At 37.7% G+C, this 8,520-nt stretch carries 3 protein-coding genes; all 3 read left to right on the top strand.

What is annotated here, in order from left to right; genetic code table 11:
- The coding region (locus tag ACFIMC_RS07865) for an autotransporter outer membrane beta-barrel domain-containing protein (protein ID WP_375680978.1) at positions 1-2,332 on the top strand (2,332 nt) is incomplete at its 5' end.
- A gap of 140 nt (positions 2,333-2,472) precedes the next feature.
- A complete protein-coding gene (locus ACFIMC_RS07860; protein WP_375680977.1) occupies positions 2,473-4,416 on the top strand; it encodes an autotransporter outer membrane beta-barrel domain-containing protein in 1,944 nt (647 codons plus the stop codon).
- 135 nt (positions 4,417-4,551) lie between these two features.
- A complete protein-coding gene (locus tag ACFIMC_RS07855) occupies positions 4,552-7,692 on the top strand; it encodes an autotransporter outer membrane beta-barrel domain-containing protein (RefSeq protein ID WP_375680976.1) in 3,141 nt (1,046 codons plus the stop codon).
- The last annotated feature ends 828 nt before the right edge of the window (positions 7,693-8,520 follow it).

Genomic DNA, 8,520 nt, shown 5'->3' with positions numbered 1-8,520 from the left:
TTATAAGAAAAATTTTTTGTTATGTACAATTGCTGGAACTTTGATTTTTTCTCATTTCGGTTCAACTTATGCAAATACATCAGCTCCTACAATGGTTATGGCTCGTGCGGATAAAGCAGGAGAAGAAAAAAACTTTAATAACGTTTTTATCCGCAGCGCATATACAACAGTGGTTGCTGATGACAAAGCCTTTATCACCATTACAAATTCAACAATGCGTTCAGACTCAAATTTATTTACCGCAACAACAAGTGGACGTATTCATGCTAAAAAAACTGTAGGAAAATCAAATTCCCGTGGTTTAGAAATTTCAAACGGCATCATCCATATTGAAGATTCAATCATAAATGTTTCCGGACATCACAAAAGTCGTGGTATCCTTTTTGATTACATCCCAAGTTCCCAAGTAAAAGAGGGCGAAAAAGTTATCAATAAAGCAATTCTTACCAACACAAAACTTCTTGTTGAAAATGGTATTGGTATTCTAGGACCAGATTATGCAAAATCTGTTGCTGAGGTAGAACTTAAAAGTTCAGAAATTCGTTCTGATATATTATTAAAAAATAAAATCCCAGAAAACTCAAAAGATATCGATCCTCGCACTTTTATATTAAGCGCTGACAATTCGATTATAGAAGGACGAGCAAAGACTTTACCTCAAAATACAACGATTTTTACTCTCAACAATAACAGCAAGTGGTCCCTAAAGATTAGTCAATTTGAAGTAGACAAAGAATTTGACAGCTCTAAAGGATACTTGCTCACTGATATTAAACAACGTGCACAGTCTATTGTCTCAGTATTGAACCTTAATAATAGCTCTATTATATTTAATGCGCCGCATAAACTAGCAGACAATCAATATCAAACCTTGCATGTGGGAAAACAGCCAACAGCTGAAGCTGCAAAAGCAGAGCAAAACAGAAGCTTCGATGCAACAACGGTTTACAATGCATTGGGCAACGCAAGGATTTACTTTAATACCGAATGGAGTAATGGTCTTATAAAAGAACAACAAAAAACTGACCGTGTTCTCGTTCATGGTAATGTCTCAGGCACCACAACGATCTATTTCAACAATCTTTCAAAGCGTGCAGAACCATTCGATGATGATGAAGTTTCAATTCCTTTGAATGCGCGTGGTCTCTCACTTGTTCAGGTGTCTGGAAAAGCAGAGGAAGCCGCCTTCACGCTGGCAAATGGCTACACTACAATGGGTGGATTGCCCTATAAATATGTATTAAATGGCTATGGACCAACATCCAGCCGTGGGAGAGCTGACAAACAGCAAAGTCTCTTGCAAGAAAGTGAAGAGTTTTGGGATTTCCGTCTACAAAATGCGACTCTTGATGATGAAGGAAAAATCAAAGCTCTTGTTCCTCAAATGGCAAGCTATTTGGTTATGCATAATGCAATATTCTCCTCTGGCTTGGCTGATATAAACAATCAAAATACACTGTTAGATAATATGCACTCAACAGTTTTTGGATTAGAAGGTCATAAACAAAAAGGGATATTTTTATCGACTTATGGCAACAAGATGACGTTATCTTCCAGCCGTAGTCCATTGGAATATGGTTATGGTGCTAATGTTCACTATGCTGCTATACAAGCAGGCATGACATTAACAACGTTAGAAAATCAAAATATAACCGCGAATCTTGGTCTTTTAGGCACATATGGAAAGCTCGCTTTTACGCCAAAGGACATGGAAGGTTCTGACAAAAGCATACTGGATAAATGGTCCTTTACGGTATATGGGAATCTCCACCATGACAATGGTCTCTATATTAATGCACTTTTCTCCTACGGCATTTTAAACGGACATATTACAACAGCCCTTATCGGCAACACCACAGAATTAAACAATACGGATACATTAAATATATCAGCTACCGTTGGACAAAAACTAGCAACTGGTGTTGAAGGGCTGTCTTTTGAACCACAAGCACAACTTATTTATCAACATATTGCCTTTGGCACTCTTTCAGATATTGATGGCTTCCAAGTTAATATAAAGCCCCCTTATCAATGGTTGGTCCGTATTGGAGGGCGTTTAACAAAAACAATGCTTCCTATTGAAAAAGATCGTGTTCTTTCTTTTTATGGTAAATTGAATGTCATCAAAGCTTTTGGTGAGGAGCGCACTATCGATGTTATGGAATCTTTCCATCTCGATTCTATGGGCTCTTCCCTTGAAGGTGGGCTTGGCATTAACGCGCAGCTTTCTAAAAATATCGCACTTCATGCTGACGTTAATTACCAACATAAACTTCAAAAAGCTGGGTTCTCTGGAATTAATTTTTCCGGAGGAATGCGTTATCGCTTTTAGAAATCTTAGCTCTCTATTTTGACGCATAAGCAGCGCTGAGATGAAAACAGTGCTGCTTAACTACATTACAAAAAACCGTAATGTGTCAAAAAGTGGTTCATTTTTAGCAAAATAAAGAAAATATCTTAAGGAACATCTCTATGCATAAGAATCTTTTGTTATGTACAGCCGCTTGTGCTTTATTTTTTTCTTCTTTTAACTTCACATCTACCAGCACCGCCTCTGGTCTAAGCCCCCAGGAACGCCATGCCATTGAAGAGATTATGAAATTACCTGAACAATATCGCCATGCCATTGATTTAATAAACACACCAACACAAGCAGAAAAGAATCTTGAGAAGATCGCCTCTGGCGCCATGATGGAAGATAATTCGTCTGTTAGGAAGATGCTCGAAGAGTATTTAAGATCTGTCAATAAACAATTCTCAAATGGACTCTATAGCTCTGTGGATAATACTATAGATGTGAATAATACTGTAGATAATATTATGGCTAAATATCATCATCTGGATATGCAACACATGATGAAGGCCAATGCACAGCTTGATCACTTACGACAAAGCCGGTTGATAAAGGCAGGGAATTTATTACGTGGCTACGACAAAGCAGTTTCCGATGCCGTAAAGGCGGCAGCAATCCTTGAAGCTGATAACCAACAGCGTGTTAATGCTGCACACCAAGAATGGGTGAGCCAAGACAATCGTGATTGGCACAAACTGCAAAATAAAGCAGAAATATTACATAAAGCAGCACAAGTGGATAGTGCTTTACAAGGACAAAACAAGGAACTTTCCAATACTTTACGCAAAGCAGTATTAGAGACTTTGAACGCGGATGGAATAACCAACGTGGAGAGAAAAGAAAAAACATCCCCTCCTCCAACGGACACTTCATTCACAAGAACAGATCATGGAATGAGACAGCCTAAAATAAATGAAAATTCGCAATCTGATATTGATCCCCAAACAAACACCACTTCCTCAGCATCGAAAACGACTCTTCCATCCGAAAAAGCGCATATGAATTTGCTCCCAAAGGTTGGAAATACTGCTACCGCGGCTACAGAGAGCACCTCTAAACTTACAGATGATGATAAAGCAACTGCAACTTCTACTTCTCTTAATGGGACAGCAAAAAGCACAATTCTTACACCACAAGAAGAAAGCTCTTTAGTCATGCCTATCGCGATGTTTGCTGTCGGGTTTAGTGATGTCAACAATCAAAATATCTTGTTAGACAATATGCAAATAACAATGTTTGAGCCCAAAGATCATCCAGAAAGAGGCGTTTTCTTATCCTCTTATGGCAATAAAAGCACCTTTTCTTCCAAGGTTCAAGCAAAACAAGATGGTATCCAAGCAGATATTCGCTATGCTGCATTGCAAGCAGGAGCAACATTAATAGCGCTAAAAGATCAAAATATCAGCAGCAACTTTGGTCTTTTCGGAACATATGGGAAATTATCTTTTACTCCTAAAAACAAGGAGAGCTTTCAAAAAAATATGTTTGATAAATGGTCACTCACCGCATATGGAAATATTCAGCATGACAGTGGCATCTATGCAAGTGCATTTCTCTCTTATGGAATTTTCAAAGAAAATCACGCTACAGCTCTCATCAAACATACCTCAAAAGTGAAGAATAGTAAAACATTAGGAGCCGCTGCAACTGTTGGTCAAAAACTGTCAACCAGTTTTGAAGGTGTAATCCTAGAACCGCAAGCACAACTTGTTTATCAACGTCTCATGCTTGGTTCTTTATCAGATAAGAGCTCTTTCTCAGATGACGATAACTCTAAAATAGACATAAGCAAACCTCATCAATGGTTGCTCCGTATTGGTGGACGTTTGACACAAAACAAAGGCCATGCCCTTTCCTTCTACGGAAAACTGAACATGATCAAAACTTTTAGTGAAAACTTTTCGCTTGCTGCTATGGAATCTTTAATTGAAGGTGGTTTTGGTATTCAGGCGCACTTATCGCAAAATATAGAGCTTCATAGTGATATCAGCTATCAACATAAATTCAAAAAAGCTGGCATCTCTGCAATAAATATTGCCGCTGGAATGCGCTATCACTTTTAAAAATACTTGTATTCCTATCTTGAAATATAACGCGCTCTCATTATGTTTCGTTTTGTCTCTTACAAAAGAGACATAATGAGGCCAAAGTTTTATTTTTTATGAGAGAGGGGAGAAATATTTTAGGAATACATCCATATGAAAAAAAGCTTCTTACTATACACAGTTTCTGGAGTTCTGTTTTGTTCTTTCACCAGTATGTCTTATGCTATTCATAGTACAAATCCATCAACAACGATAGATTCTTCTTCTCTACAACCTGCTCGTGTCAAGTCACAAATAAATCTATCCGGAGTTTTTGATCCGTATAAAGATCTATATGATGGAATCGGACAAGTTATGCCATCATATCCATCTTCAACCCCTAATGGCCTCCTTCCCCCTACAGCACCTAGCTCCACAAGAACGAGCGTAAGCCCTATTTCTACAGAAAGTAAACTTACAACGCCTACTTCTACAAGCACTCTACCTCCCAAAACACAACTTGAAGGAAATTCAGCTGGAAATATAATTTCTTCTTCAAAACAAAACTCTGATCTTAGTCAAGGAAGTACACAAACACCAAAGACTAAAGTTACAGAAGGTGTACAATCTAACCCTACAACACAAAACACTCCTATTATACAATCTTCAACAACAGGAATGGAAGCAAAATCTAGAAGACGTTCAGGGGCGCCCTCCTCTTCTGCAGACTCTTCCAGCGAAAAAACACTATCGAATTCTGCTGTGTCTTCACAGCCAGAACCTACACAACCTTCACCGAATTTACAACCAGCACTTACAAAGTCTGAACCTACAAGAACGGAACCTACAAAACCAACAACAGAGCAAATACCAACATCTAATGAACCAGAACTCGCACAGCCAATATCTTTAAGAGTAGAAACTGGAAAACCAGCATTACTGGTACCACCAAGCTCTGCAAAACCAGCGCCAGTGCAATCTTCATCTGCACAAAAAATATCTGAAAAATCAGAGTTTGAAAAACAAATATCACCAATAAAACAACCTGAAAAGTCTACACAAATTGAGGATATAAGCGCTGGAGTTGAAGCTAAAAACGGTGAGATCATAACGCTACATAACAAAAAAATTCAAGACAATAGTTTTGCTGTACATGCAGAGGGAAATAATTCAAAAGTCAATATGATAGGGGGAACAGTTGATGCGCGTTTTGTTGCACTAAGCGTATCAGATGGTGGAGAAATTGATGCTACAGGCATTACTGTAACAGCAGAAACAGCTGGTTTGGTAAACATGGAGGGCACAATCAAACTTAAGGATTCAAGCGTACATGTCACGGGAAATTATGAAGCAGACGGTATTATTTTCCGCAACAATCCGTATAATGCTCCTAGAAAACGATATACACACAATGCTGAAAGGAACACCAATGCCGTTCAAGAACAAGATGTAGCCAATATTGCTGATAAAGTAACCCTAGAGAATACAAAGCTTTTCGTTGAACATGGTAGCGGTATCAACCTTTATGGAACAGGCGTAAACGGAGAAGTCAACCTTAAAAATTCAGAAGTTCATGCCGATATTTTATTAAAAAATATCAAGAACGAAAGTGCCTCCACAAACACCATTACATTAGTTGCAGACCACTCTTCTTTAGAAGGTCGGGTAAGAACTTCTAAAGATAATAGAACAGTTTTTGATCTAAAAGAGAGGACGAAATGGCTTGTAAAGGCTAATAAAAATGCCACAAATAATGATAATATTTTAAATGACTATAGACAGTTTGGTGTTGATGAAAAATCATACTCTAATCTTTCTGAATTGCACCTTACAAACAGTGCTATTATGTTTGACAAGCCTATTGAGGGACATTATCAAACTCTGTTTATAGGACCTAATCTTTCGCAAGAAGACGAAACAATTCACACAGCAGCGGTTTATAGTACAGCGGGTCTTGCAGAGATTTATGTAAACACTCAATGGGATAAACATTCTCCTATCACGGAACAACAAACTGATCACATTGTGATTAATGGTGATGTCTCAGGAAGTACTGTTGTTCACATCAATCTCCAAACCGATAGCTCTGCTGTTTGGGAAGAACGCATGGCGTCACTTCCTTTAGGGACACATGGGATTTCAATCATTCAAGTTTCCGGACAAGCGAATGAAAATTCCTTCACGTTAGCAGGAAACTATATGACAATAGGGAAACAACCTTATAAATATGTACTCACAGGCTATAAGCCTGGAACATCTCATGAGAGCCAAAATCTTTTTGGCAAGAAGAATAGTGATTTCTGGGATTTCCGCTTACAAAATGCCTACATTGATAAGGATAAAAAAGTTCGAGCCCTTTTACCACAGGTAGCGAACTATTTAACTATATCTAATACTTTATTTTCTGCTGGATTTACTGATGTAAACAATCAAAACACGTTGTTAGACAATATGCAAACAACAGTATTTGGGGCAAAAGACAATAAAAAGAATGGTATCTTTTTCTCTTCCTACGGCGAGAAGGTCACCCTATCTTCCAACCGCGATCCACTGCACTATGGTTATGGTGCTGATGTAAACTATACTGCCTTACAATTAGGGAGCATATTAGCCGCCTTAGAAAGCAAAGACATAAGCGCACATTTTGGTCTTTTAGGAACGTACGGAAAGCTTGCCTTTACGCCAAAAGAGATGCAAGATTCTGAAAAGACAACGCTTGATAAATGGTCACTTACCGCTTATAGCGGCATCCAGCATAGCAATGGTATATATGTCAACGCTCTTCTTTCTTACGGAACCTTAAAAGGAAATATTACCACAGCTCTTGTTGGGAATGCCGCAAAATTGGATGGTACCGAGATGCTTAATATATCTGCAACCATTGGTCAGAAATTAGCAACCGATACAAAAGGGCTTGTCTTTGAACCACAAGCTCAATTCATTTATCAAAATCTCATGTTTGATATTTTCTCAGATACCAATGGCTTAAAAGTAGACATGGGCAATCCACATCAATGGTTGATCCGTTTTGGTGGACGTTTAACAAAAACAATAATGGCTGTTGAAGAAAACAAAGCTGTTTCCTTCTATGGTAAAATGAATGTTATCAGAACTTTTGGCGATGGTAAAACAATAAAAATTGCTGATACCTTTCATGTTGATCCTACCGGCTCTTCAGTTGAGGGAGGCGTGGGGATGAATGCATATCTTTCTCAAAATATCGTACTAAACGCCGATATCAGCTATCGGCAAAAACTGCAAAAAGCCGGTGTATCTGGCACCAATTTGTCTGGCGGAATACGTTATCGCTTCTAAAGCAGAAGTTAATTTTAACTTAAATAAAAAAGGCAGCACAAAGTGCTGCTTTTTTATTTAAATTTATATATTTTTTTAAATTCTCAACAATCATTATCACATCAAAGAAGATTTTGACTTATAATATTTCTTTTGCATATTGAATAAAAAACTGAATACCATAACATTCTCTCATCAAAATACCCCATGCATAAAATTTTATGTCTTATATTATCACCACACCTCAAGCGATGATGTTTTTACAGCACAACAGAATAAGCATTCATGCGGATTTTAAAAAAAAATCAGCCCCTTCTTCGCTGTGGACGCTCCATTTATTTTAGATGATGTACATTTAATATACCTGCTATAAAGACTAGCATCTGGTTTAAATTCTTAAAGGCATGTTTTTCCTCTAAAATCTCAATGCTACAGCAGCTCCATTATAAGACAAGATATTGATTTATAAAGACAATTAATTGTTTTCCATGTTAAATGAGAATCCAGAATATCGTCAGATTCTTTCATTTTAGACCTGTTCCATGTTGAATCAACCAAAACCATATCTCTTACAAGTGACAAGGGGGAAGAGCCATAGGGATAAAAAACTATTAAGAAAGGATTAAAAATGCCTCTAATGAACTATCTCAAGTGCCAAGGGCTGGAGCAACATTGGGATCAAACAAAGAATATGACAGTGTTGAAAAATATAACAATATCAACTTGCTCTTTTATTAAGCATAAAGATGGTCGCACCCTATAGATTTTATATTATTTCCATGGGAACTTTCTTATTATACCATTCACAAGCACCGTTGCATCAAAGATGTCGTTGCGCCCCACAAACAC

Origin of the sequence: Bartonella sp. AP21QHHD, assembly GCF_042196205.1 — a bacterium.
GTDB lineage: Bacteria > Pseudomonadota > Alphaproteobacteria > Rhizobiales > Rhizobiaceae > Bartonella.
Note: the sequence above shows the minus strand (reverse complement) of the source record. Positions and strands in the feature narration are given on the sequence as shown.